Here is a 527-nt window from a genome sequence, read left to right as displayed (position 1 = left end):
ACCCATGGATATTGGGCTATGATTGATTGTTGGCCGGTGTGTAACCGGTGCCGCGCCGCTCTGATTCAGCCTGGGACACACGCAATACCATAGAGCGACCAGCAATTCGTGCTTGGCCGATCACGACCTGTCGTCTAGGTGTTTGTTATGTTGAAAAGGTTCTTTAAGGCGCTCAGACCGCCTCATCATGAACAATTGCCGGACCCGGATGCAGAACTTGCTCTGGGTGCTCTGATGGTGCGCGTCGCGCAGGCAGATCGCGATTATAAGCTGGAAGAGATCAGTCTGATCGACAAGATACTGGCTCGTCTTTACCAGCATAACGCGATTGAGGCGGCCAAGGTTCGGGCCACCTGCGAAAAGCTCCATGCTGCGGCACCGGAAACTGATACGTTCGGCAAACTGATCCGGGAAACCACGGACCTAAAAGAGCGGCTGGCAGCCCTTGACGCGTTGTGGGAAATCGTTCTGGCAGATGGCAGTTCGGACGAGGGCGAGATAAAGATCGTCGAAGAAGCCCGCATTGC

The 527-nt window shown here is 55.0% G+C and carries 1 protein-coding gene; it reads left to right on the top strand.

What is annotated here, in order from left to right; genetic code table 11:
* Nucleotides 1-147 precede the first annotated feature (147 nt).
* The coding region (locus ACR0IP_RS23470; protein ID WP_480528206.1) for a tellurite resistance TerB family protein at nucleotides 148-527 on the top strand (380 nt) is incomplete at its 3' end.

The organism is Ruegeria sp. AL11 (assembly GCF_056540865.1).
Note: the sequence above shows the minus strand (reverse complement) of the source record. Positions and strands in the feature narration are given on the sequence as shown.